Source organism: Stenotrophomonas sp. 21LCFQ19, assembly GCF_056861425.1.
Genome location: NZ_JBSPUF010000014.1, coordinates 47,429 through 69,339, shown reverse-complemented (window position 1 = coordinate 69,339; position 21,911 = coordinate 47,429). Strand labels below are relative to the sequence as shown.

The 21,911-nt window shown below is 63.9% G+C and carries 18 protein-coding genes; 14 read left to right on the top strand and 4 right to left on the bottom strand.

Annotated elements, in window-relative coordinates:
* Positions 1-214: 214 nt before the first annotated feature.
* Together AC13FW_RS15580 and AC13FW_RS15575 are read right to left on the bottom strand one after the other, a co-directional pair.
* Complete coding sequence (locus AC13FW_RS15580; protein ID WP_482985902.1) at positions 215-1,609, bottom strand: glutamine synthetase family protein; 1,395 nt, start codon at positions 1,607-1,609, stop codon at positions 215-217.
* Positions 1,606-2,370, bottom strand: a complete 765-nt coding sequence (locus AC13FW_RS15575; RefSeq protein ID WP_482989687.1) for a gamma-glutamyl-gamma-aminobutyrate hydrolase family protein — start codon at positions 2,368-2,370, stop codon at positions 1,606-1,608. The genes AC13FW_RS15580 and AC13FW_RS15575 overlap by 4 nt, the downstream gene beginning before the upstream one ends.
* A gap of 168 nt (positions 2,371-2,538) precedes the next feature.
* Here AC13FW_RS15575 and AC13FW_RS15570 point away from each other — a divergent pair, with 168 nt between their 5' ends.
* The 3 genes from AC13FW_RS15570 (at position 2,539) to AC13FW_RS15560 (ending at position 5,874) form a co-directional block, all read left to right on the top strand.
* Complete coding sequence (locus AC13FW_RS15570) at positions 2,539-3,831, top strand: NAD(P)/FAD-dependent oxidoreductase (protein WP_482989686.1); 1,293 nt, start codon at positions 2,539-2,541, stop codon at positions 3,829-3,831.
* A gap of 131 nt (positions 3,832-3,962) precedes the next feature.
* The gene (locus AC13FW_RS15565) at positions 3,963-5,291 is read left to right on the top strand and encodes a GGDEF domain-containing response regulator (RefSeq protein ID WP_482989685.1); all 1,329 of its coding nucleotides are present in this window, start codon (positions 3,963-3,965) and stop codon (positions 5,289-5,291) included.
* 121 nt (positions 5,292-5,412) lie between these two features.
* Positions 5,413-5,874, top strand: a complete 462-nt coding sequence (locus AC13FW_RS15560; protein ID WP_282270400.1) for a bacteriohemerythrin — start codon at positions 5,413-5,415, stop codon at positions 5,872-5,874.
* Between the two features lie 138 nt (positions 5,875-6,012).
* Here the strand turns inward: AC13FW_RS15560 and AC13FW_RS15555 are convergent, their stop codons facing one another.
* Positions 6,013-7,311: an MFS transporter gene (locus AC13FW_RS15555; protein ID WP_482989684.1), complete on the bottom strand. Its 1,299-nt coding sequence runs from the start codon at positions 7,309-7,311 to the stop codon at positions 6,013-6,015.
* A 172-nt stretch (positions 7,312-7,483) separates the two neighbouring features.
* Between AC13FW_RS15555 and AC13FW_RS15550 the strand changes: the two genes are divergently transcribed.
* The 3 genes from AC13FW_RS15550 to AC13FW_RS15540 all read left to right on the top strand — a co-directional run bounded on the left by AC13FW_RS15550 (position 7,484) and on the right by AC13FW_RS15540 (position 11,068).
* Entirely contained in the window at positions 7,484-8,119 is a 636-nt protein-coding gene (locus AC13FW_RS15550) for a hypothetical protein (RefSeq protein ID WP_482989683.1), read from the top strand.
* Between the two features lie 132 nt (positions 8,120-8,251).
* The gene (locus tag AC13FW_RS15545; protein ID WP_482989682.1) at positions 8,252-10,219 is read left to right on the top strand and encodes an oleate hydratase; all 1,968 of its coding nucleotides are present in this window, start codon (positions 8,252-8,254) and stop codon (positions 10,217-10,219) included.
* A 414-nt stretch (positions 10,220-10,633) separates the two neighbouring features.
* Positions 10,634-11,068, top strand: a complete 435-nt coding sequence (locus AC13FW_RS15540; protein WP_482989681.1) for a PepSY domain-containing protein — start codon at positions 10,634-10,636, stop codon at positions 11,066-11,068.
* Positions 11,069-11,377: 309 nt separating this feature from the next.
* Here AC13FW_RS15540 and AC13FW_RS15535 read toward each other — a convergent pair whose 3' ends face one another.
* Positions 11,378-12,880 (bottom strand): aldehyde dehydrogenase, encoded by a 1,503-nt coding sequence (locus AC13FW_RS15535; RefSeq protein ID WP_482989680.1) that lies wholly within the window; start codon positions 12,878-12,880, stop codon positions 11,378-11,380.
* A 155-nt stretch (positions 12,881-13,035) separates the two neighbouring features.
* Between AC13FW_RS15535 and AC13FW_RS15530 the strand changes: the two genes are divergently transcribed.
* The 8 genes from AC13FW_RS15530 to AC13FW_RS15495 all read left to right on the top strand — a co-directional run bounded on the left by AC13FW_RS15530 (position 13,036) and on the right by AC13FW_RS15495 (position 21,661).
* Positions 13,036-13,914 (top strand): ParB N-terminal domain-containing protein, encoded by an 879-nt coding sequence (locus AC13FW_RS15530; RefSeq protein WP_481508993.1) that lies wholly within the window; start codon positions 13,036-13,038, stop codon positions 13,912-13,914.
* Between the two features lie 51 nt (positions 13,915-13,965).
* Positions 13,966-14,610 carry a DUF5671 domain-containing protein gene (locus AC13FW_RS15525; protein WP_282270385.1) on the top strand — a complete coding sequence of 215 codons (645 nt, stop codon included), beginning with the start codon at positions 13,966-13,968 and terminating at the stop codon, positions 14,608-14,610.
* Positions 14,607-15,029: a hypothetical protein gene (locus AC13FW_RS15520; protein WP_482989679.1), complete on the top strand. Its 423-nt coding sequence runs from the start codon at positions 14,607-14,609 to the stop codon at positions 15,027-15,029. The genes AC13FW_RS15525 and AC13FW_RS15520 overlap by 4 nt, the downstream gene beginning before the upstream one ends.
* Positions 15,030-15,032: 3 nt before the next feature.
* Positions 15,033-16,319, top strand: a complete 1,287-nt coding sequence (locus tag AC13FW_RS15515; protein WP_482989678.1) for a DUF445 domain-containing protein — start codon at positions 15,033-15,035, stop codon at positions 16,317-16,319.
* A gap of 724 nt (positions 16,320-17,043) precedes the next feature.
* Entirely contained in the window at positions 17,044-19,278 is a 2,235-nt protein-coding gene (locus AC13FW_RS15510) for a TonB-dependent siderophore receptor (protein ID WP_482989677.1), read from the top strand.
* A gap of 108 nt (positions 19,279-19,386) precedes the next feature.
* Positions 19,387-19,713 carry a DUF3649 domain-containing protein gene (locus AC13FW_RS15505; protein ID WP_482989676.1) on the top strand — a complete coding sequence of 109 codons (327 nt, stop codon included), beginning with the start codon at positions 19,387-19,389 and terminating at the stop codon, positions 19,711-19,713.
* A complete protein-coding gene (locus AC13FW_RS15500) occupies positions 19,710-21,332 on the top strand; it encodes a PepSY-associated TM helix domain-containing protein (RefSeq protein ID WP_482989675.1) in 1,623 nt (540 codons plus the stop codon). Before AC13FW_RS15505 ends, AC13FW_RS15500 begins: the two co-directional genes overlap by 4 nt.
* Positions 21,329-21,661: a DUF3325 domain-containing protein gene (locus AC13FW_RS15495; protein ID WP_482989674.1), complete on the top strand. Its 333-nt coding sequence runs from the start codon at positions 21,329-21,331 to the stop codon at positions 21,659-21,661. The genes AC13FW_RS15500 and AC13FW_RS15495 overlap by 4 nt, the downstream gene beginning before the upstream one ends.
* Positions 21,662-21,911 lie beyond the last annotated feature (250 nt).

The window sequence follows — 21,911 nt, the reverse complement described above, 5'->3', positions numbered from 1 at the left end:
TCTCCAGTGTGATCCGGGAGCGGTATGGGGGACCGGCCAAGCCGGGAAGTGGGCATATTGTCCCATCTGCGGCGGCTTCGTGTGTAGAAGATGGGTGTAAGGCTTGTGGGAGCGGCGTGAGCCGCGAAGCCACTGCAAGAACAGCCACAGCAGAGCTTACCCCTCCCCAACCCTCCCCTTCGCTGCGCGAAAGGGAGGGAGACAAGCCTCGCTGTCAAACATTCAGCAGCAGGAACTCGCGCTCCCAGGAGCTGATCACGCGGAAGAAGGTCTCGTATTCCTTGCGCTTGACGGAGACGTAGGCGCGGCAGAAACGTCGTCCCAAGAGCTCCTGCAGGGCTTCGCAACCCTCCAGCGCATCCAGCGACTCGCCCAGCGAGCGCGGCAGTTCGTAGCCCAGCTCCTTGGCGTTGCCACTGATCGGGGTGGTCGGCGTCAGCTTTTCACGGATGCCCAGCAGGCCACAGGCCAGCGTCGCCGCCATCGCCAGGTAGGGATTGGCGTCGGAGCCGGCAAAGCGGCTCTCCACGCGGTTGTTCTCCAGGCTGTCCATGGGCACACGCAGGCCGCAGGTGCGGTTGTCGAAGCCCCATTCCACATTGCTCGGCGATACCTCGCCAAATACCAGCCGGCGATAGGAGTTCACGTTCGGGGCGAAGAAGCCCATCGCCGCCGGCACGTACTTCTGCAGGCCAGCCAGGTAGTTGTCGAAGGTCTCGCTGTACTCCCCTTCGGCGTGGCCGGCAAACACATTGCGGCCATCGGCAATGCGCACCAGGCTCTGGTGGATGTGCATGGCGCTGCCGGGCTCGGTCTCCATCGGTTTGGCCAGGAAGGTCGCATAGATGCCGTGACGCAGCGCCGCCTCGCGCATGGTGCGCTTGAACAGGAATACCTGGTCGGCCAGCGACATCGCGTCGGAATGGGTGAAATTGACCTCCAGCTGCGCGGCGCCGGATTCGTGGATCAAGGTGTCCACGTCCAGCTTCATCGCATCGCAGTAGTCGTACATCAGGTCGAGGATGGGATCGAATTCATTGACCGCATCGATCGAGTACGACTGACGTGCTGTCTCCGGGCGACCGGAGCGGCCAGCAGGCGGCAGCAGCGGGAAATCCGGGTCGGTGTTCTTCTGCACCAGGAAGAACTCCACTTCCGGCGCCACCACCGGCTTCAGCCCAAGCGCTTCGTAGGCCGCCAGTACCCGCCGCAACACATTGCGCGGTGCCAGCTCGTGCGGCTGGCCATTCTTGGTGTAGCAGTCGTGGATGATCTGCGCGGTGGGATCGGTCGCCCACGGCACCATCCGCACGGTGTCCGGGTCCGGGCGCAGGATCATGTCCGCGTCGGCCGGCGAGGTCAGTTCGTAGTAGTCATCCGGGTAGTCGCCGGTCACCGTGGTGGCGAAAATGCCCTCGGGCAGACGCGTGCCGTAATCGTGCGAAAACTTGTCGGCCGGGATGATCTTGCCGCGCGCGTTGCCGGTGATATCCGGCACCAGGCATTCAACCTCGGTGATGTGCCGCTCCTTCAGCCAGCGCAGCAGCAGGCTTTCTTCCTGGACGGCGATGGCGGTTTTACGGCTGCGGGTGCGGGGGCGCGACGTCATGGGGAACCAACTTGTTTGTTTGACCGATAGCGGCGACAGGCCTCGCCGAAGGCTTTGAAAATACCCAGATAGAACGGATTCTCGGTAACCCGCCACTCCGGATGGAACTGCAGGCCGAGCAGGAACGATGGCCCGCTGCCACGAAACGCCTCGATCAGCCCGTCCGGCGCGCGGGCCTCGACCTGCAGCCCTTCGCCCAGCCTGGCTACACCCTGCCCGTGCACCGAGTTGACCATCACCTCGTTGCCGCCGGCAATGCCTGCCAGCAAACCACCCGGGCTCAGTTGCAGCGCATGCGCCGGCCCATATTGCACTTCCAATGATGACGCCGGGTTTTCACGATGATCCGCCAGCCCGGGCACCTCATGTACTTTCGGGTGCAAGCTGCCACCAAAGGCAACGTTGATCTCCTGGAAACCACGGCAGATCGCCAGTATCGGCATACCCAATGCCAGCGCCTGCGGAATCAGCCCGAACACATTGGCATCGCGCGCCGGATCATGCGGATTGCCTGGCCAACTGTCACAGCCACCGTAGTGGTGCGGCTCGATATTGCTGGTTGCGCCAGTCAACAGCAGGCCATCCAGCGCGGTCAACCACGCCTCGGCCGGCAGCGGCGGTTGCAGCAATGGCAGCAGCAATGGCGTGGCCTGCGCGCCGTCGACAACCGCGCGCACGTACTTTTCACCAGCGACAAGAAACGGATGGGACCCGATCGGTTTGCTGTCGGTAGGCAAGCCGACCAGCGGCAGGCTGGCCATGGGTAACGCTCATGAGACGTGCCAGCACGCTACCCCTGCCCCACTGATTAGGCAACCAAGTGCCATCCGGCATTCAAGTAATGCAAGGCACACTGCACGGAATCTTCACCGGCCTGTGCACGCCGCACACGCCGGGGTCGTTACACTTCCCGCCCCCGATTCGGCCTGATGTCCGTGGACGCTGCTGCATCCGTATACCCCCCGAGCTGGTATGCCGCCAGCCAACCCGAACTTCCGCTGCGCGCGCCCCTGCATGGGCAGGCGCGCGCCGACGTGGCCGTGCTCGGTGCCGGTTATACCGGCCTGACCGCCGCGCTGGCCTTGGCCGAGAAGGGCTACAAGGTCACCGTGCTGGAAGCCGAGCGTGTCGGCTGGGGCGCCTCCGGCCGCAACGGCGGCCAGGCCATCGTCGGCTACGGCTGCGAACAGGACACGCTGGAAGCCCTGGTCGGCGACGCCGATGCACGGCTGCTGTTCGACTTCTCGCGCGACGGCATGCACATGCTCAAGCAGCGCATCGCCAGGCACGGCATCGACTGCGACTGGCGCGACGGCCACGCCAGCGTCCCTATCCAGCCGCGTCAGGAACGTGCCCTGCGCAATGACATCGAACGCATGGCGCAGCGCTACGATTACCCGCTGGAATGGTGGGACCGCCCGCGCCTGCAGCAGGAACTGGCCAGCGAGCGCTATCTGGGCGCGGTCTATGACGCCGCCAGCGGCCACCTGCATCCGCTGGCCTATACGCAGGGCCTGGCCCAGGCCGCCGAAGCCGCCGGTGTCACCATCCATGAGCAATCCGCGGTCACCCGGCTTGAACGTGGCTCGCAAGCAGCACTGATCACCCGCCATGGCCGGGTCGATGCGGACTTCGTCGTATTGGCCGGCAATGCCTGGCTGCAGGACATCGCGCCCGAGCTGGAAACCCGGATGATGCCGGTCGGCACCTATATCGGCGCCACCCAGCCGCTGGGCGCCGAGCGCGCCAAGGCACTGATCCGCAATGACATGGCCGTGGCCGACGTGAACTGGGCGCTGGACTACTTCCGGCTCAGCCGCGACCACCGCCTGCTGTTCGGCGGCCAGGCCAATTACTCGGCATTGCCCCCGCCGGGCCTGCGCGCCAGCATGACCCGGCGCATGCGGCGGGTATTCCCGCAGCTGGCCGACGTGGAAATGGAGTATGTCTGGGGCGGCTATATCGACATCACCCGCAACCGTGCGCCGCATTGGGGCCGGATCACCCCGAACGTGTACTTCGCGCAGGGTTTTTCCGGCCACGGCGTCGCCAGCACCGGCCTGGCCGGCGAAGTCATCGCCGCTGCCATTGCCGGCCAGGCGCAGCGGCTGGACGTGTTCGAGCGCATCCCACACGGCGTATTCCCCGGCGGCAAGGCTTTGCGCATGCCGATGCTGGTGGCAGCGATGTCCTGGTACAAGCTGCGCGATCTGTTGTGGTGAGGCGGGTATTGGGGAGGAACCGCACGGACCAGCCGAGTACAGGGCTGACGCCTGCCAGACCCGAACCCCAATTCCGAATCCCGGCCACATGCGGCCTCAAGCTCCCACGCCCGCGGCCGCTATACCTTCCGATGCTCCCAACTCTTGCCACCACTGCCAGCACGCCACAGGCCGCCTTTGACAGTCCGTCGATCGCGCCCCTGCCCCAGCGCATCCTGCTGGTGGAGAACTCGCGCACCTTCACCACGATGCTGCGCGAGGCCATCGAGCAGCGGCTTGAACTGCCCGTCAGCGTCGCCTCCAGCCTGGCCGAGGCCGGTGAACTGCTGGATCGCGAGGATGGCTGGTTCCTGGTCCTGACCGGGCTTATCCTGGCCGACGGCGACCGCGACCAGGTGGTGCAGTACTTCGTCAATCGCGGCCTGCCGACCATCGTGGTCAGCAGTGTCTACGACGAGGATCTGCGCAAGCGCGTGCTGCAACAGCAGATCATCGACTATGTGTTGAAGAACACGCCCGGCAGCATCGACTACCTGGTCTGGCTGGTGCAGCGCATGGAGCGCAACCGGCGCATCGCCGCCCTGGTCGTGGATGACTCACCGTCGGCCCGCGCCTACGCCTCCGCCCTGCTGAGCATGTATGGCTACCACGTCATCGAGGCCGATGACGGTGCCTCCGCGCTGCGCGCCATCGAGGCCGATCCGGCGATCCGACTGGTCATCGTCGACGAGGAAATGCCGGGCATGCAGGGCGTGGAATTGACCCGGCGGCTGCGAGCATTGCGTGCACGCGACAAGGTGGCGGTGATCGGCATCTCCGGCAATTCGGACCCGTCACTGATCCCGCGCTTCCTCAAGAACGGCGCCAACGACTTCCTGCGCAAACCGTTCTCGCGCGAGGAGTTTTTCTGCCGTGTCTCGCAGAACGTGGACCAGCTGGAACTGATCGGCACGCTGCAGGATCTTGCCACGCGCGACTTCCTGACCGGCCTGCCGAACCGCCGCAGCTTCCTTGAGCAGAGCCAGCGCCAGCTCAGTGCCGTCGACAACGGCGACATGGTCGCCGTGGCCATGGTCGATATCGATCACTTCAAGCACATCAACGACAGCCTCGGCCACGAAGCCGGCGACCAGGCCATCCGCGCGGTCGCCTCGGTACTGCAGGCAAACACCCGCAGCCAGGACATCAGCTCGCGCTTTGGTGGCGAGGAATTCTGCCTGATGGTCTCCGGCCTGGATGCAGCCGCCAGTGCTGCGCACTTCGAGAAAGTGCGGCAATCGGTAGCGGCCTTGCGGCTGCCTTTCGGTGACAGCGTCCTGAGCATGACGGTGAGCATCGGCGTCTGCCGCATGCCCTTGCGCAGCGGCAACCTGCATTCACTGATCACCGAAGCCGACCGCCAGCTGTACCTGGCCAAGGCCGCTGGTCGCAACCGCGTCTGCAGCGCCGATACGCACTGAAAGCCCGCATTCCGACATCTGAATGAAATCATTGCCCCGCTGCAGGCATTGATCCAGATCAACGCGCCTGTCCGGCCTGCTCCCTACAGTGCAGCTCAAAGCACACGAGGGAGAAGTGGCGGTGGCACTACTGGTTTGGCAGGACGATCTCAATACGGGTGTCGAGGTCATCGACCATCAGCACATGCGCATCGTGGAGATGCTCAACCACCTCCACGTCGCCCAGAAAAGCCTGGAACGGGTCGCCGTGGCTGAAGTCATCGACGAACTGGTGGATTACACCATGTCGCACTTCGCCTTCGAAGAAGAGCTGATGGAAGAAGCCGGTTACCCCTTCTGCGCCGCGCACAAGCGTGTGCATGAAGTCTTCGGCAAGCGCGTCTCCGAGTACCGCATGCGCTTCCAGTCCGGCGAAGACGTTACCGACGAGCTGCGCAACATGTTGTCGCGCTGGCTGTTCAACCACATCCGCGGCGACGACAAGGCCTATGCCGAGCACGTCAAGCGCCACCTCAACCAGTTCGCCAGGGATCACCAGGAAGGCAGCTGGCTGGGACGCACGCTGAAGCGTTTGTTCCGCTGAATCGCTTTGCAGGAACGGCGAGGCTGCAGACATCCCCCCAGATATCCCCTCCCCGTCGTTCCTGCGTTTTTACCGCTGCAGGTACGCCGCAAGGCGCACACATCACCGGTCTTGTGTGGGACCGGCAGTAGTCGCGACTTACGGCGTCCCTGCGGCACCCTTGCGCTGCCAACGACTGATGGCCAGCAGGGCCAATGCCGTTGCCAAGGCGGTGATGCACAAATAGCCGCCAACCGCGGCGATGCCGAACTTCCCGGCCAGCCAGGTTGCGGCATACGGTGCGGGTGCTGCGCCAAGGATGCCGGCCAGGTTGAACGACAGCGATGCCCCGGTATAGCGCACCTGTACCGGATACAGGCTGGCCAGCATGGTGCCGCAGGGCCCGTAGGTCAGGCCCATCAGGAACAGGCCCAGCGACAGGAACAGCAACACCTGCAACGGATGCCCGGCCTGGAACAGGGGCTGGAACAGCAGGCCGAACACGAAGATGCCCAGGGTCGCCCACAACATCGCCTTGACCGTGCCATGACGATCGCCGTACAGCGCCGCCAACGGAATGCCGGCAGCGAAGAACAGGATGCCGACCATCTGCAGCAGCAGGAAGTCCTCGCGCGCATAACGCAGCACCGACGTGCCATGGCCCAACGTGAACACCGTCATCAGGTAGAACAGCACGAAGGTGGCGAATGCCGCCAAGGTGCCGACGACCACCGCAAAACCATGCCTGACCAGCACCTCACGCATTGGCAGGCGCACGCGCTGGCCCTGGTCCAGTGCCTTCTGGAAATCCGGCGTCTCGCGGATGTTCAAACGCACCCACAGCCCGACGATCACCAGCAGCGCACTGGCGACAAACGGCACGCGCCAGCCCCAGGACAGGAAACTGGCATCGTCCAGAACCCGCCCCAGCAGCAGGAAGGTGCCGGCCGACAGCAGGAAGCCCAGCGGCGCGCCCAACTGCGGAAACATGCCGTACCAGGCGCGCTTGCCCGGCGGCGCGTTCTCGGTCGCCAGCAACACCGCCCCACCCCACTCACCGCCCAGCCCGAGGCCCTGCCCGAAGCGGCACAAGGCCAGCAGCAACGGCGCGATCACACCGATGTCGTGGTACGTCGGCAGCAGGCCGATCGCCACCGTCGACAAGCCCATCGTCAGCAAGGCCGCCACCAGCGTGGCCTTGCGCCCTATCCGGTCGCCGTAGTGCCCGAACACCGCCGAACCCACCGGCCGCGCGATGAAGGCCACCGCGAAGGTCGCCAACGACTGCAGCAGCGCGGCGTCATTGCTGCTCTCAGGGAAGAACAGCTTGGGAAACACCAGCACCGCTGCGGTGGCGTAGATGTAGAAATCAAAGAACTCGATGGTGGTGCCGATCAGACTGGCCGCCAGTACGCGGCGCGGGGAGTTCAAGGGAGCGGAGCTGGCGGCGGTCGACATGGTCGTAACAGAGGAAATAATGGCCGCAGTCTGCCATGCAGCACTGCAGCGGCTGTCATTTGGTTGCAGCCGACACCGTTGCTTGACGATGCTGCCGTTGTTTCCCTGGGAACGGGAAACTATTGGCACGGATGGCGGTCACAGCATCGGCCCCCGCATGGATGCTTTGCCGATGGCGACCACTTCCGGACGTTTCCGACACCCGCTCGCCCACCTGAGCGCTGCCATTACCGTCGTCGCCGTCCATGCAGCCTTTGCGCTATGGCTGTTGCAAGCGCGTCAGCCGAGCTCGCCCGACAGCGGACCGCGCATCAGCCTGCGCTGGTTGCCGCCCCCTCCGGCCTCACCGCCGACCAGGCAATCCACGCACACGTCCACGCAGGTGGCCAGCACCGGATTGTCGGCAAGGGAGCGCTCCCGGCGCTCGCCCGGCCAACAACCGCCCCTGCCCTCGCCGCAAACGACGACCGCTGCGCCAGCCCCCTTGAATCTGAGCCTTGCCGAAAGCGCCGCCGGCGGCAACCCAATGACCGCCGACAGCTTCGCCCAGCAACCGTTTCGACGCCTCAACCAAGACCCTGCCTTCCAGCACGCTCCTCGCTACTTCCGGCTGAAGCCGCAGATGAGCCCGAAACAGATGATCCAGGGTGTGGCCAGCTACCTTGGGTTCTGGCCACCGGGCTACGAGGTCGATCCCTGCACACTGAGCCGGCGCGACGTCAGCTATTTCCAGAATGCAGTGAGTGCGCGCGACCGCGATGCATTGCACGCGGCGCTGCTGCAGGAAAGCGCGCGTTGCCGGCACTGAGCCCACAACCGTGCCTCACGCACGATCACAGCCTGCAGCTCCGCGATTCACGGATATGTAACCCGTCCAGCCCGAACGCTGTTTAGGCTGGGACGGTTCGTTGTGCACCTCCCCCCACGACCGGAGAACCTCATGACTGAATCCAGCCCACGCTTCGAGCACGAAGCCGACGCCACCGCCCGCTACTGGCACAACACGCCACTCAACACGTTGCCGCCGCCGGACATGGTCGGCAATTACCAGCGCTTCAAACCCTTGCCCACCGAGGGCATCCAGACGCGCAAGGCCTGGATCGTCGGCGGAGGAATCGCCGGCATGGCGGCGGCCTTCTACCTGATCCGCGACGGCCATATGCCGGGCGAGAACATCACCATCATCGAAGGCGCCGGCATCGAGGGTGGCTCGCTGGATGGAGCCGGTAATCCCGAGGACGGCTACATCGTGCGCGGCGGCCGTGAGATGAACTGGAACTACGACAACCTGTGGGACATGTTCCAGGATGTGCCTGCACTGGAGCTGCCAGAAGGCTTCAGCGTGCTCGACGAATACCGGCTGGCCAACGACGCCGACCCGAACTGGTCCAAGTCAAGATTGATGCACAAGCAGGGACAGGTGCTGCCCGACTTCACCCGCTTCGGACTGAACCGCAAGCAGCAATGGGAAGTGGTCAGCCTGCTGCTCAAGCGCAAGGACCAGCTCGATGATCTGACCATCGAGGATCATTTCAGCGAAGGCTTCCTGGCCAGCAATTTCTGGTTCCTGTTCCGTTCCATGTTCGCCTTCGAGAACTGGCACAGTCTGCTGGAGATGAAGCTCTACATGCATCGGTTCCTCGATGCCATCGACGGCTTCGGCGACATGTCCACGCTGGTGTTTCCCAAATTCAACCAGTACGACACCTTCGTCACGCCGCTGATCAAGCTGCTGCGCGAGAAGGGCGTGCAGGTGAAGCTCGGCACCCAGGTGCTGGACATGGACTTCGATGTGCAGGGCGAGCAGCGCACCGTCACTGCCCTGCATACACGCAGCAACGACGGCGATGGCCGCCTCACCGTCGCTCCGCGTGACCTGGTGATCGCGCTGACCGGCTCGATGACCGAGGACACCGCTTACGGCGATCTGGACACCGTGCCGGCACTGAAGAAGCGCCATGGCGGCCCGGCCGAAGGCAGCAGCTGGGGCCTGTGGCGCAACCTTGCCAGGCACTCGCCGGTATTCGGCAAGCCTGACAAATTCTGTGGTGACATCGACCGCTCCATGTGGGAGTCGGCCACCCTCACCTGCAAGCCATCGCCGCTGGTCGACAAGCTGCGCGAGCTCTCGGTCAACGACCCGACATCAGGCCGCACCGCCACCGGCGGCATCATCACCTTCACCGATTCGAACTGGGTGTTGAGCGTCACCATCAATCGCCAGCCGCATTTCCCTGGCCAGCCCAAGGACACGGTGGTGATGTGGGTGTACGCGCTGCTGATGGACCAGCCCGGCAACTTCGTCAAGAAAACCATGCCCGAGTGCAATGGGCGCGAGATCGTGGCCGAGCTATGCCACCACCTTGGCATTGCCGATCAGCTCGACGCCATCATCCCGCACACCAAGGTACGACTGGCGCTGATGCCGTACATCACCGCCCAGTTCATGCCGCGCGCGGCGGGTGATCGCCCGCACGTGGTCCCGGCCGGCAACACCAACCTGGCGCTGGTTGGCCAGTTCGTGGAGACCGCAAACGACGTGGTGTTCACCATGGAAAGCTCGGTACGCACCGCGCGCATCGCGGTCTACAGCCTGCTCGACCTGCCCAAGCAGGTGCCCGACCTCAGCCCCACGCAGTACGACATCCGCAACCTGCTCAAGGGCGCGCGTGCATTGAACAACGGCGAACCCTTCATCGGCGAACGCTTGCTGCACAAATTCCTTGGCGACACCTACTTCGCCCACATCCTGCCACCACTGCCCAGCAACGAGGGTGAATCCACCCGCCGCGAGCGCCTGGAAGCCGAGCTGGCCGGACTCAAGGACAAGGGTGGCGCGGTACTGCAGGGCTTCGCGCAGTGGCTGGATCGTTTTGCGGGCCAGTTGCGCAAGCGTGGCGATGACTGAAGCCTGATGGAGTGCAGGCAGGGCACCTGGCTACAACTCAGATGAAAGGTTGTGGGAGCGGCGTAAGCCGCGAAGCACGTATCACATCAGAGATAAACATCTCTGCGATCAGATGCTGCATCGGCTTCGCGACTGACGTCGCTCCCACAATCCTGCACGCGGCCAGCCCTTGGGCGAGGCCCCTTGCCGAGCATGGCTCGGCACTACCGCTGCCTGTTGTTGCGCACTGACCCAGGCATCCTCTGCCAAGGGAATGAACGTTCTGAAAACACTTTCTTGCGTTCCCGTGCACATCGATTAACCGCATCCGATTGCCGTGCATTGAATCCGCGACGATTCACGGATTGATACAGGTTGGCGAGGTTAGGGTTGATCCCGCGCCAGAAGCGCGATGACCCCCGAAGGAGCAGACCAATGAACAATCGACCGCTACGTACCGCTTTGATTGCAGCCGCACTGACATTGGCCGGCAGTGGCATCGCTCAGGCGCAGGACGCATTGACTGCGCCACAGGTGCGCGCGCACCTGGAGTCGCAGGGCTATACCGACATCAAGGACATCAAGTTCGAGGACGGTATGTGGGAAGCGGACGCGACCAGTGCCGATGGCAAGAAGGTCGACGTGAAGCTTGATCCACGCAACGGTACTGTTTACCCGGACAAGGCCGTGTCGCAGTTGGGCGAGGCGGATATCCGCGCGCAGCTTTCCAGTGCGGGTTACACCGGCGTCAGCGATGTGAAGCTGGATGACGGCATGTGGAAGGCCAAGGGCAGGACCGCCAGCGGCGAGAAAGTCGAGGTGCGTCTGGATCCGGCAACTGGCGCAGTGGTCGCACAGGAGAAGGAGTAGCAAACGCCCTCCCCCATGGCTTACGCCAAAGGGGAGGTTGGGAGGGGGTAGCTTTTGCTGTTGCCTGCAAGGCTTCAAACGCAACAACCGAAGCTCAACAGCCAACCCCTCCCCAGCCCTCCCCTTGGCTTACGCCAAAGGGAGGGAGCAAGGCTGCATGCAACGCCCCTCCCCTTTGGCGTAGCCAAGGGGGAGGTTGGGAGGGGGTAGCTCTTGCTGTTGCCTGCAAGGCTTCAAACGCAACAACCGAAGCTCAACAGCCAACCCCTCCCCAGCCCTCCCCTTGGCTTACGCCAAGGAGAAGCAGCATCAGCCCTCCAGATTGATCCAGGTCGCCTTCATCTCGGTGTATTTGTCGAAGGCGTGCAAGGACTTGTCTCGGCCATTGCCCGATTGCTTGTACCCACCAAACGGCGCGGTCATGTCGCCGCCGTCCCAATAGTTCACCCACACGCTTCCCGCTCGCAGGCTACGCGCAACACGATGCGCACGCGAAATATCGCGCGTCCATACGCCGGCCGCCAAACCGTACTCGGTGTCATTGGCCAACTGCAGGGCGTGCTGCTCACCATCGAACGCGATCACCGACAGCACCGGGCCGAATATCTCCTCGCGGGCGATGCTTTGTTGCGGACTGACTTCATCAAACACCGTCGGTTCGATGTAGCACCCGCCGGCAACGACATCCGCACGCTTGCCACCCAGCAATAGCCGCGCGCCTTCCGCGCAGCCTTTCTCCACGTAGCCAAGCACGCGCTGGGTCTGCGCTTCATCCACCATCGCTCCCATTGCCGCCTTCGGCTCGAACGGATGCGCAGGCTGCATATGCCGGCCATGCTCGATCACCTTGGCGACAAACGCGTCCTTGATCGAACGCTCCACCAGCAGACGCGAACCTGCCGTACACACTTCGCCCTGGTTGTAGAAGATCGCGCTCGCCGCCGCCTCAGCTGCCTTGTCCAGATCATGCGCATCGGCAAACACGATGTTCGGGCTCTTGCCACCGCATTCCATGTAGGCCCGCTTCATGTTCGACAGTCCTGCACATTGCAGCAGCCGCTTGCCCACCGCGGTGGAGCCGGTGAACACCAGCCCATCCACATCCATATGCAGCGCCAGTGGCTCGCCGGCGCCCTTGCCACTGCCGGGCACCACGTTGAACACACCATCCGGAACGCCGGCTTCGCTCACCAGCTCGGCGAAGCGCAGAGCACTCAAGGGCGACTTCTCCGAAGGCTTCAGCACCACGGAATTGCCTGCGGCCAGCGCCGGGGCGATCTTCCATGCCGCCATCAGCAGCGGGAAGTTCCACGGCACGATGGCGCCAATCACGCCCAGCGGCTCGCGGGTGATCAAGCCCAATTCGTTGCCACCGGTCGGGGCAACTTCGCCGTACAACTTGTCCACCGCCTCCGCCGTCCATTGGATGCAGCGGATCACTCCACCGATATCCACCTGCCGTGCCTGCGCCACCGGCTTGCCCATGTCCAGCGTTTCCAGCAGGGCGAGCTCATCGGCATGGGCCTCGACCAAGGCCACCAGCTTCAGCAATACCTGCTTGCGCTTGGCCGGCTTCAATCCTGCCCAATGACCGGCATTGAAACTGCGCCGCGCCGCCGCGACCGCATGGTCGATGTCGAGCTGGCCACCGTCGGCGATCCGCCCCAGCACGCGCCCATCGATAGGGCTGATGCAGTCGAAGCTGGCGCCCGATACTGCGTCCACGTATTGGCCATTTATGAACGCGCGGGTACGCAGCGACAGGCTGTCGGCCAACACCTGCCATTGTTCGCGGATATGGGGGCTGTTCATGGATGGTTTCCTGTGAGCAAGACCTTGTAACAGGCGTTCATGGTACGCCGGCCACCGTAGCTCACCGACACGGACCCGTTATTTTCCGCAAATACAAGGGTTGGCCGTGGCCCTCGCTGGCTTCACAATGCCGCTCCACGTTTCTGGCAGCGCTCATGGACATCATCGTCAACGAAGAACTCAAGGCCTATATCGATCCGCTCACGCAGGACGAGCACGACGCGCTGGAGCGCAGTCTGCTGGCCGAGGGTTGCCGCGACGCACTGGTGCTGTGGGGCGACGTGCTGATCGACGGCCACAACCGCTATGGCATCTGTTCCAGGCACGGCATTCCGTTCAACACTGTGCAGAACACCCGCTTCAAGTCGATGGACGACGTGCATCTGTGGATGATCGAGCAGCACCTTGGCCGCCGCAGCGTGTCCGACTACCAACGCGGCGTGCTCGCCCTGCGCAAGCGCGACATCCTGGAAGCCCGCCGCCGCAGCGAGCAGGAACAGCTGCGCCGCGAGAGCGAAGGTGAGGCTGCGCCCAGCACCGCCGACAACGACAGCCCGCCGTGGGACCCGGCACCCAAGCTGTCCAAGGCCGATCTGGCCCGCGAAGCCAAGCTCAGCCCCAGCCAGGTGACGATGATCGAGAAGATCCACGACCACGCCACCGCCGAGGTGATCGAGGCAATGCGTGTGGGCGCGATCTCGCTCAGCGCCGCGGCGACCGTGGCCAGCCTGCCTGAAGACGAGCAGCGCGCAGCGGCGCGTGGCGGCAAGGACGAACTGAAGCAGGCCGCCAAGCGCGTGCGCGATGCCAAGCGCAAGCCCAAGGCTGCACGCGATGACGCCGATGACGAAGCACAGCCGCTGAGCATGGCCGAAGCCGATGGCCTGGACGGCAACGTCGACAGCGCCGAAGTGCAGGCCCTGCGCCAGCGCGTGGCTTCGCTCACCGCCGAGAACCAGGCCCTGCGCATGGAGCTGGATGCCCTGCGCGCGCGCATGTTGGCCGCCCAGGCAGAAGAGCCCATCGACGCTTGATTGCACTGCGCCGGCCGCCTAGGCTGCGGTCATCCCTGCAAGGAGCATGTGATGGCCTCGGCCTCCCCCGAACTTGAAGTTTTTGTCCGCGACGCCTTGATGCGCGGGCATAGCCGCCAGCAGGTCAGCAGCGCATTGCTGGCCGCCGGCTGGAACGAACAGCAGATCAGCGGCGTGCTCGACGGCTGGGCCGATGTGGATTTCCCGCTGCCGGTGCCGCGCCCACGCGCCTCGCTGTCGGCACGCGAAGCCTTCGCCTATCTGGTGTTGTTCAGCACCTTGTACTTCTTTGCCTGGAACCTGGGCAGCCTGCTGTTCCAGCTGATCCAGTACGCCTTGCCCGACCCGGCCGATCCCGATTGGCAGCTGGTGCGGCTCAGCGGCGGCATCCGCTGGGCGATCTCGGCGCTGGTCATCGCCTTCCCGGTATTCGTGTTCGCCGCCCACCGCGTCAGTCGCGATGTGGACAAGCATCCGATCAAACGGCTGTCGCCAGTGCGCCGCTGGCTGACCTATTTGACCCTGTTCGTGGCGGCCACCGTGTTGATCGGCGACCTCACCGCTTTGGTATACAACCTGCTGAGTGGCGACCTGAGCCTACGCTTCGTGCTCAAGGTGCTGGTGGTGGGCGTCATCGCCGGCACCGTGTTCGGCTATTACCTGTGGGACCTGCGCCAAGAGGAGGTCGAAGCATGAGCCGCACGGCTTGGGGCACCCGCGTACTCTGGGCGACCGGCATCGTCACTGCAGCCGCGATCGCGGCCGGTGTCTGGGTCATCGATTCACCGTCGCAACAGCGGCTCAAGCGCCTGGACGATGCACGCATATCGCATCTGCGCACGCTGGAAATCGCAGCAACCAACTACTGGCGCGAGAACGATGCACTGCCGCCCAACATCCTCGCCCTGGCCGCGCAACCCGGCATGATCCTGACCTACAAGGATCCTGCCGGTGGGCCCGACTACCGTTACCGCACCTTGGACGCCACCCATTACGAGCTGTGCGCGCAGTTCGACAGCAGCACCGCGGACGGCCCCCAACGTGCCAGCGAATGGGCACACCCTGCCGGCAACCACTGCTTCCGCCGGGCGGTAAGCGCCAGGGACAACGAGTAAGCCATGAGCCTCCAGGACGATCCGCGCCGTGCGCAGCTGCGACGACTGAAGCTGTACGCCGTGGCGATGCTGCTGGCGATGCTGACCGGCTTCATCGTCAGCCACATCAACGGCGAGCGCGGCATCTGGGCCTGGGTTGGCGCGTTCTGTGAGGCGGCCACGGTGGGCGCTCTGGCGGACTGGTTTGCGGTAGTGGCGTTGTTCCGGCGGCCGTTGAACCTGCCGATCCCCCATACGGCCATCATTCCGCGCAACAAGGAACGCATCGCCGATAGCCTGGCGGTCTTCGTTCGCGATCACTTCCTGGAGCCGGAAGCGCTGCTGGCCAAGCTGAAGGTATTCGACCCCGCTACGCGCCTGGGCGAATGGCTGGCACAACCGGCGCAGGCCAGGATGCTGGCCGGCATGGCACGCGGCTGGGCGGTGCAGGCATTGGACCTGCTCGACGAAGCTGCCGTGCGCCGCTCCATCCAGGGCTTCGTGGTGGCACAGCTGCGGCAATGGAACGCTGCGGGAACCGCCGGCGAACTGCTTGGCCTGCTGACTGCCGACAACCGCCACCAGCGCGTGCTCGATGAAGGACTGACCCGCATCGCCCATTGGCTGGACAATGACAAGGTGCGGCAGCAAGCCTCGGCCTTGATCGTGCGTTACATCCGCAAGGAATGGCCAAAACTGGCCAGCACCGTGGACTGGGTCAAACCCATCGACGAGATTGGCGATTCACTGGCCGACAGGTTGGCACGCGCCGGTCTGGAGGAGCTGCAGGCGATCCTGTCGCAACCGGAGCATCCACTGCGGCAGGACTACGCTGCATGGATCGCCGATTACATCCGCCGCCTGCGCGACGATCCGGCCCTGGCTGCGAAAGTGGACGCACTGAAGCAGCAGGTGATCGATCACCCTGCGGTGCAGGAATATGTGCAGGGCTTGTGGCAGCGCGTGCATGACTACCTGCGCACCGACCTGTCACGCGAAGATTCGGTGCTGACCGGCCACCTGGAACGCAGCCTGGGCAAACTGGGCAGCAGCATCGGCAACGATCCGGCCCTGCGCGACGCGCTGAACCAGCACATGCTGGCCGGCGCGGAGAAGCTGACCAATCGACTGCGCAGCGGTGTCACCAGCCATATCGCCCAGACCGTGAAGGCATGGGATGAAAAGAAACTGGTGGAGCAGTTGGAACTGAGCGTCGGTCGCGACCTGCAGTACATCCGCTACAACGGCACCCTCGTTGGCGGCTTGATTGGCCTGCTGCTGCACGCCCTGACCGGCTGGCTGAAGTTCTGATCCAGCCACGATGGGGCGGGCAACGCTTGTAGGAGCGGCGTAAACCGCGAAGCTCGCACCCATGAGACCGATGTAGGTCCTGCAATCTGCACAAGCCAAGCGCTTTTGCGGATCGCAATCGAAGCGGTGATTTGACGGCTCGTGAGCTTCGCGGCTGACGCCGCTCCTACAAGAACCGCAGAATGCTTGTGGGAGCGGCATCAGCCGCGAAGCTGAGATCCCATCCGGACGATACATGTCCTGCAATCCGTGCATTCCAACCACATCTACGGATTGCAATCGAACCGGTGATTGGACGGTTCGTTAGCTTCGCGGCTTATGCCGCTCCCACAAGCAACCCAAGGCCGCTTTTTTTTGGCACTTGCCACGATGCATAACGCGATCCATGGAGGCGTCGAGAGATCACTTTCCTGCGCGGCAACATCGCGCTGCAGAAAGTTCAACAGTTTCAAAAGACAATTTAGCTTGCCCTCATAAATAAGAATGGTTATCGTTACGAACTAGGCCGTACGCCCAGCCTCTCGCGGCAGCGATGCACAGCATCCATCCGCCAAGCCCCGTGTACCCCCGATAGATACCAAGCCGCGCGACGCCAATGGGCGGACGCGCAGCGCATGCGGGCAGCACGCGGAAACCTTTTCCGGCACCTCACACGCCAGTCGTGTGGCGCAGCCGTGGGCACTCCCCTGTTGGCCGCACCACTTTCGCCACTCAGGAAACGCCGATGCATCGCCCCCGTGCAACCACTCCGCTTTCGCTTTCACTGCTATCGACCGCTTTGGCCGTGGCTCTCGCTGGCAATCCCGCTTCTGCGCGTGCAGAAGCACCGGCCGACAATGCAACCACACTGGATGCAGTGAAGGTTGTCGCCGAAGGCGAATTGGCGAACTCCTATACAGTCAAGCACGCAAAGACCGCGACCAAGCTGGACCTGTCGCTGCGCCAGACCCCTCAATCGGTCACCGTCATCACCCGCCAGCGCCTGGACGACATGGGCCTGTTCTCGCTGTCCGATGTGATGGGCCAGGTTACTGGCGTGCATGTCTCGGTCACCGACAGCGAGCGCATCAACTATGTCTCGCGCGGCTACAACATCACCAATTTCCAAGTCGATGGCATGCTCAACACCTTCGGTGGGTCGATCAAGACCAATACCGATAACGTGATCTATGAGCGCATCGAAGTAGTACGTGGCGCTACTGGCCTGACCACCGGCGCAGGCGATCCGTCCGGCACCATCAGCTTCGTGCGCAAGCGCCCCACCGACACCGTGCAGATGGGCGCCAACCTCACGATCGGTCGCTGGGGCAACCAGCGCATGGAGTTCGACATCGGCGGACCGGTGGCCTGGGATGGTCGCATCCGCGCACGCGCGGTTGCCGCCAAGCAGCAGAGCGACTCGTTCCGCGATGTCTACAAGCTCGACAAGAACGTCTTCTACGGCATCATCCAGGCCGACGTCACCGACAGCACCTTGCTTGAGCTCGGCTACGAATACCAGTCGCCAGAGACCTCCGGCGTGACCTGGGGCGTGGTGCCTTACTGGGGCGTGGATGGCAACCCGGCCAACCTGCCGCGCTCAACCAACATGTCAGCCTCGTGGAGCCAGTGGCCCATCGTCGAGAAGACCAGCTTTGCCCGCATCGAGCAGCAGCTCGGCGCCGGCTGGGCATTGAAGGGCAGCTTCACCCACGCCGATCGTGAGACCGATGGCAGCGTCTGGTACGGCGCCAATGGTTTCCCACGACCGGATGGCACCGGCGTCACCGCCTACCTGTCGCATTTCGCTGAACAGAGCACGATGGATGTGTTCGACGTGAACGTCGGCGGCAACTTCAAACTGTTCGGCCGCGAGCACGAACTGGTGTTCGGTCTGGGCGAGTCCCTGCGCAAGGGCGAGAACCCATCCATCACCATCCCCGCCTATCCCGGTGATTACGCGCAAGTGCCGGACTGGCGTAACTGGACCGGGAACATTCCCGAACTGCCGATCGTGCGCAACGGCTACCTGGGTTCGGAAAGCGAATTGAAGCAGCGTGCCGCCTATGTCGCCGCCCGCCTGCAGCTGGCCGATCCGCTGCTGGCCGTCGCCGGTGCCCGTTACAGCACCTGGGAAACCAAGAGCTGGCGCTACACCTACGACACCGCCGGCAACCGCACTGGCACCGCTCGCGGCGGCTACAAGCCGGAGAACACGTTTACCCCGTACTTCGGCCTGATCTACGACATCAACAAGTACTTCAGCGCCTACGCCAGCTATACCGACATCTTCCAGCCACAGGAATACCGCGACAAGAACAACAACTACCTGGAGCCTGTGGTCGGCGACATGTGGGAAGCCGGCGTCAAGGCGGAGTTCTTCGACGGCCTGCTCAACACCTCGGCTGCCGTGTTCAAGGGCGTCAAGGACAACGTCGCCGAGGAAGACGACAGCGTCCCGCCGAATTCGCTGCCGGGTGGCGCCACCGCTTACCGCTCCACCGGCAAGGGCAACAAGGTCAAGGGTTGGGAAGTGGAAGCACAGGGCAGCCTGGGCGAGCACTGGAACCTGTCGGCCGGCTTCGCCCATACCACCAGCTACAGCCAGGAAGGCGTACGCCAGAACACCACCACTCCGGTGGACACCTTCCGCCTCAACACCAGCTGGCGTCCGGGCGGTGCCGAAGGCCGCTTCTGGCTTGGCGGCGGTGCCACCTGGCAGAGCGAGATCTGGCGCAACAGCAGCAAGCCTGCGGCCGACTACCTGACCAGTGGCGCACTGGTAAGTGCGCGCATCACCCAGGACTCGTTCTACCTGCTGAACCTGTCGGCGGGCTACCGCTTCAACGAGAACTTCAGCGCCCAGCTCAACGTCAACAACCTGCTGGACAAGGAGTACTTCAGCAACGTGGGCTTCTACAACGGCGTGTACTGGGGTGAGCCGCGCAATGTGCTTCTGACCCTGCGCTGGAAGCTCTGATCCCTCCAGGGAACCACTGCCAGGCAGTGGCGGCCAGGGACGGCCGACTTATCCCTCGCCACCGGCTTTGCCGGTGGCGTCCGTATTGATCCGACTATGCAGGTTCCCGTGGACAGCACGCCTCTCGCCAGCCCCTGGTACACCCGTTTTGGCAGTTTCCTCGCGCGCCCCTGGTTGGGCGTGTTGTCGCGCTCGCTTGCCGCCATCGTCGGCGGCTACGCGCTGGCCGCCACTTCTTCGATGTTCTTCGCCGTGGCCTTGCCCATCGCCCGCAGCCAGGCCGTGCTGACCGGCATGCTGGTCGCCATCGTGCTGTGTGCGTGCGCCGCATTGTGGGCATTCGCGACCCGTAGCGCGCTGCGCGCGTGGGTCGGCATCCTGGTCCCGACCGCGCTGTTGTGGCTGGGTACGCAGTGGCTCGGAGGTGCAGCATGAAGAACGGATTCCGCCAATCGATGGCGTGGCTGCACACCTGGACCGGCTTGCTGGTCGGTTGGTTGCTGTTGCTGATCTTCATGGCTGGCACCGCCAGCTATTACCGCGAGGAGATCAGCCGTTGGATGCGGCCCGAGCTGCCGCGCAGCACGGTCAGTGCCGACGATGCCGCTGGCCGCGCGCTCGGCTTCCTGCAGCACAAGGCGCCGCAGGCCGAGAGCTGGAGTGTCACCCTCCCCGATGCCCGCAACCCGGCGATGCGCATGTTCTGGCGCAATCCGGAATCGATGGTCAAACCGCCAGTCGAGGGCGAGAAGCGCCGACGCCGTGGTGGTGGCCGCTTCGGTGATGCCACCGTCGACCCCAATACCGGCAACGAAGTCACCGCACGCGAAACCCGCGGTGGTGATTTCTTCTACCGCCTGCATTTCGACCTGCACTACATCCCGGTGATCTGGGCCCGCTATATCGTTGGCTTCTGCGCGATGTTCATGCTGGTGGCGATCATCACCGGTGTGATCACCCACAAGAAGATCTTCAAGGACTTCTTCACCTTCCGCCCGCAGAAAGGCCTGCGTTCGTGGTTGGATTTCCACAACGTCAGCGCGGTGATGGCGCTGCCGTATCACGCGATGATCACCTACACCGGCATCGTCACCTTGATGTTCCTGTACCTGCCGTGGGGGGTGAAATCGGCCTATCCGAACGACGAGGACGCGTTCTTCAGTGAAGCCTTCGCGCGCATGGCCGAAGTCGAATCACCTGGCCAAGGCACGGCGGTGCCGGTACCGATCCAGCAGCTGATGGACAGCGCGCGCAAGCAATGGAATGGCGCCGATATCGCCGGCTTCACCGTATACCGTCCCGGTGCTGCCAATGCGGTTGTCGACATCCAGCAGCGCGATGGGAAACGCCTGTCGATAGACACGCCGTCGCTGCGCTATGACGCAGTCAGCGGCCAGTTGCTGGAAGCCACCCCTGGCGCCGGTGGCGCGACGCAGACGCGTGGCGTGATGTACGGCCTGCACCTGGCACGCTTCGCGGACTGGGGACTGCGCGCCCTGTTCTTCCTGTCCGGATTGATCGGCTGCCTGATGGTGGCCAGCGGCGTCGTGCTATGGGCGGTGAAGGAGCGGCCCAAGCATGCCAAATCCGGCAAGACGGGCTTTGGCCTGCGCCTGGTCGATGCCTTGAACATTGGTGCCGTTGCCGGTTTGCCGATCGCCTTCGCCGCGTATTTCTGGGGGAATCGATTGTTGCCGGTGCAGCTGGCCGAGCGCAGCGACGCCGAGATCAAGGTGTTCTTCTATGCATGGGCAGCATCACTGCTGGCCGCCTTCATCTGGCCCAAGCGGATGATGTGGGCATGGCAGCTGTATGTCGGCGCGGCGTTGTTCGCGCTGCTTCCGGTGGTCAATGCCTTCACCACACAGGCGCATCTTGGCGCGACCATTGCATCGGGTGACTGGGTATTGGCCTGCTTCGACCTGTGCATGATCGCCTTCGGCGCAATGCTGGCCTACTGCGGCTGGCGCATGCAGCACTGGCAGCCACCGTTGAGCGCTGCAGAGAAGAAGCGCCGGCAACAGGCCGCAGTCGCTGCGGAGGCAAGCGCATGATGCTGCTTGCCCTGGGTTTGTCGTTCGCTGCGTTCGCCGCCTTGTCGTTGGCGATGGAGAAGCACCAGCTGGAGCTGCACGGCAAGGCCGGCGCGAGCACCGCGCGCATGCGGTTGTGGCGTTGGCTGGGTTGGAGCCTGCTGACGGTTGCGTTCGCGCTGTGCGTCTGGCGACATGGCTGGGCGTTGGGGCCGGTGTGGTGGCTGGGTGCAATGACGGTCGCCGGCCTGCTGCTGGCGTTTGGCCTGTATCCCTATCGCCCCCGCTGGATCGCGCCATTGGCGTGGGCGTTGCCGGTAGTGGGGCTTGCCGCAGCAAGCCTGCTGTAGGGCCGAGCCATGCTCGGCTGGGGCGTTACCGGGATCGCTTTTTGTAGTGCCGAGCCATGCTCGGCTGGGGACTTACCGGGGAGCGCAAAAAGCACCCCTCCCCAACCCTCCCCTTCGCTATGCGAAAGGGAGGGAGCAGAAGCGGGAGAGCCGAGCCATGCTCGGCTGGGATGTTACCTGTAGTGCCGAGCCATGCTCGGCATGGGCTTCACCGGTGAGGCCTCTGCCGAGCATGGCTCGGCACTACAGT